Below are 3778 nucleotides of genomic sequence, written 5' to 3'. Positions count from 1 at the left end.
GCGCCACTGCGCGTCTCCGTCGTAATGAGCATGCCCTGATTGGCCCGCAGCACGCCCCACGCATCGGTCGCCAACTCCCAGCCCAGCCCGCGCGCCTGCTGCCGCCCCTTCTGGTACACGATCCGCGTGTTGTAGCCGAGCACGAGCCGCGAATTCGCCTGATCGCTCGCGACCTGAACCTGCTGTTTGCCAGGCGTGTCGTCAGTCACGACGTAGTTGTGACCCTGTCCTTCTAGCGCTTTGCTGACCAGCCCGGTGAGCGCCATGTTCCGCGGCAACTCGAACGGCGGCGGATTGAACTGATTGACCTTGCTCGCCATCACGAAGGGCTTGTCCGGATCGCCTTCGTGATAGCCGATGGTCACCTCATCCCCGATACGCGGCACCGATACAAAACTGTGCGGCCCGCCATGCCACGGCAGCGACACGCGCACCCAGCAGCTCGAGTTCTGATCCATCGCGCCGAGCCGATCCCACTTGAACTGGATGCGCACCCGCGCGTAGCCATCGAGCCACAGCGGCTGCTTGTCCGGCCCGACAACGACCGCCGTCTCCGGATGCCCACGCGGCTTCTCTATTGGCTGTAACTTGAAGAACACGCCGGCCGGCTGCAGCACCATGTGCGTCACGCAGTGATACTGCGCGTCGCTCCCCGGCGTGGCGGTGAGTTCATCGGGATTCTGGATATCGATCGACGTCGACACCACCAGATACTTCGCATTCAGCTTGTCCTCAGGATGCCCCTCGATCTTGAGCGTCCTGCCGGTGGTAATGCCGCGCGCGTTGGCCGTCGCGTGAAGCTGAAAGCCTTCGCTGCGCAATGCCTCCACCCGCACGCGCGCCAGATAATTACCTTCATTGCGATGATCGTTCGGCTGACCATCCAGCCCCATCGCCCCTGCCAGCGGCTGCGTGTAGTCGCCCCAGTGGTACTGCTCGATGTTGTCGAACGACGACTCGCTTTGACGCTGCTGGTTGAGATCGAAGGAGCCGTTCGAGAGTGTGTAGTCGTAGTCGTTGACCGTGACATCGCCCGGCGTGATTTGCCGCAGCACCTTCAGACTATGGATATGCTCCTCGTCGATGCGCTTGCCTTCGGGCGAGTGATACAGGACCGAGTCATAAGCATTGCCGTGCTTCTTGTGCGAGCCGGGCGAATCGCACAGCATGAGCTTCATCCCGTCGAAGTGGTAGTACAGTCCCCACTCGCTCCAGAGTTGTTTTAGGAATTCGTAGTCGCTCTGCCAGAACTGTCTGATGAAGTCTCGCTTCGGAAAGACATTGTTGTTCAGTGCGACGGCCGCCAGGCGCTTGTCCCAGGGGAACGTATAGCTTTTCAGTACCGCCTCGGTGACGTCCAGGACGCTCATGTCCTGGAACACCCGGTTATCTCGATTTTGCGTTGCCAGCCACAGCCAGGGTCTTACGGTGAACCGGTAATAGACACGCCGTTCATCGCAGCCGGTCTGCTGCACTTCGGTGATGATGCCGTTGATCGTGCGCACGCCCGCGCCGACGTTGCCCGCGCCGAGATCGCCGGGTAGACCTGGAATGAACGTTCCTTTGCCCTCGAACTCCACCTCAATGGCGATCGATTTACCGATCAGGTCATCCGGCTTCATGAGCGTGCGCGCGTTCCAGATGCGAAACGTTGGGCTGTCGACTGAAGCGAGGTCGACTTCGTATTTAAACAGCTCGCCCAGCGTTTCGACGCCCCGCACGCGGTGAGGGATGAGGATATCGGCGCCGCCCCACGTGGGCAGCGCCTTGCACTCGATCTTCAGCGTGCGGTTTTGCAGCGGATTAAACATTCAATACCGCTCCCTGGTTCTTTTGATTGAGTCACGGCGTTTGCCGTGCGGGAATTTGTTGGGTCGTTGCCTGGGCCTCACGCCACGCTGCGTGTCCCCGGCCGAGGCGGCCACTCGGCGATACGCCCGCGCTGGTTCGACTGCAGCACGGTCTTGGTGTAGGAATGCGCGGATGCATGTCGCGCGAGGTAGCGCTCTAAAACCAGGCCTAACGCGTAAGGACTGGTGCCGTCGAAGCCGTCCTCGTCGAAGGTGACTGCGCATTCGAGCGCGCGCACCATCGGTGGGATCGCATGCGACACCACACAATTGACCGGCGTGAGCGTCGCCGCGGACAGGCTTTCCACCTGTCGCCGCAGCGCCGGCATGTCCGCCGACAGATAAAGCCGCAACAGGCTGCGCAAGCCCTCGCCCGGATTCGGCTCGTCGTAGCGGTCGTCGAAGTCGGCGTGTTCGATCGCGAGTTGCGCGAGCAATTGCCACGCTTTGATGCCGATGCCCATCGGCGGCCTCGATCGGCTCGGCGCACGCACCAGGCCGACGCTCGCAAGCGGCGCCGAGCCGGGCAGCTTCACGTCGCTCACGCCATTGCAATCGAGCAGGCCCGGCAGGTCGCGGTTGGTGAGCCACACATCGAAGGACAGATAGTTGATCTGCTCGTCGTGTTCGCCGGGCGTGTACGGCAGCCCGTCGCGTCCGACCAGCGACACGAACGATTCAGTGCTGACATACGGCGCACGCGTACCGTACGAACGGCCTTTGGCTTTGGACAGGCGCTGCTCGCGGCGCACCGTGAAGTAGCGTCCGTGGCCTTCTTCATCGTGCAGCAGCGCGTCGTGCAGCGGATAGAAAGGCAGTTCTTCCGAGCCCTCCTCCTCTTTAACCTGACCGATGGCGCGCTCGACGTGATGCACTTCGTGATCGAGCGCCGCCTTGCCAAACGGCGCGAGGTGAATCACAGGCCCGATATCCTCCGTACGTACTGCCGCGGTGCGAGCCTTGAAGAGATTGACGACGGGCACGCAGAAGAGCGCGAACATTGCGGCATTCACGCGCTCGGCCAGTTCGCTCGTCGAACGGTCCAGCAGCACGACGATCTCGGCTTCACTGCCGTTGATGCGGGCGAGCCCGGCCTGTAGTCCTGTTAGCGTGAAGAAATAGAAGCGGCTCGGGCAGGAGAAGTATTCATGCACGAGGTTGTGGCCGATGAACTTCGGCGCGGCAAGCGGCAATACCGTCTCGTCGGCGGTGAGCCCATCGTGGATGACAGGATCCGATGCAACGACATGCGGCGCATAGCCCGCCTCGCTGAATCGTCCCGGCTCGCCGACGATCGAGACGACGGCCCCTGTATGGATTAATTCATGCAGATGTGACGCGACGCGTTCATCACCCGCCAGGTATATCTGCAAGCGCTCCAGTCCCTGCAAGGACGAGAACGGCATGCCTTCCAGCGTGCGCAAGCGCAGCCGCAACGCCCCCCGCACCCGCCGATGCGGCGGCACATAGCGGTCCTGCCCCTGAATATCGGGCGGAACGTGCGTGAGCCGGCCATCGACTAGCTCGATGGGAAATAAGGCGACGTCCTGCGTGGTACTGAAGGTGCAGTCAGTCTTCTCGCCGTCCGGCTGGCGCAGCGACGTCACCTCGGCGCCGCGCTTGATCGTGTGCCCCGAGAGAAAGCCCGCCGCTTTGCCGCCCGCGAAGAAGCGTGCGACGCCGATGGACGGCGTGGGCGACAGATACCCCGGATAAACCGACGACAGCAGTGCTTGGGTGAGCAGCGGAAACTCGTCGTCGAAGCGCATCTGCATGCGGGCGTTGACGAACGCCGACGACTGGATCAGGCGATTGATGAAGGGGTCGCCCGCCTCCGAGCCGAACATCAGGAGCCGTCTTGCGATCTTGGGATGACCCAGCGCAAACTCGCCGCCCAACGCCTGCATGTACAGGCGTTCGCGGTCGTA

At 62.4% G+C, this 3778-nt stretch carries 2 protein-coding genes; both read right to left on the bottom strand.

The window, feature by feature from the left end; translation table 11 throughout:
• Positions 1-1811: type VI secretion system Vgr family protein (locus BG57_RS30565; RefSeq protein ID WP_035970972.1), on the bottom strand; the 1811-nt coding region annotated here is incomplete at its 3' end.
• 77 nt (positions 1812-1888) lie between these two features.
• Positions 1889-3778, bottom strand: a 1890-nt coding sequence (gene tssF, locus BG57_RS30560; RefSeq protein ID WP_035970969.1) for a type VI secretion system baseplate subunit TssF, incomplete at its 5' end; no start/stop codon positions are given.

This window comes from Caballeronia grimmiae, assembly GCF_000698555.1.
GTDB lineage: Bacteria > Pseudomonadota > Gammaproteobacteria > Burkholderiales > Burkholderiaceae > Caballeronia > Caballeronia grimmiae.
The sequence above is the reverse complement of the archived record's forward strand: the minus strand, read 5'-3'. Positions and strand labels throughout refer to the sequence as shown.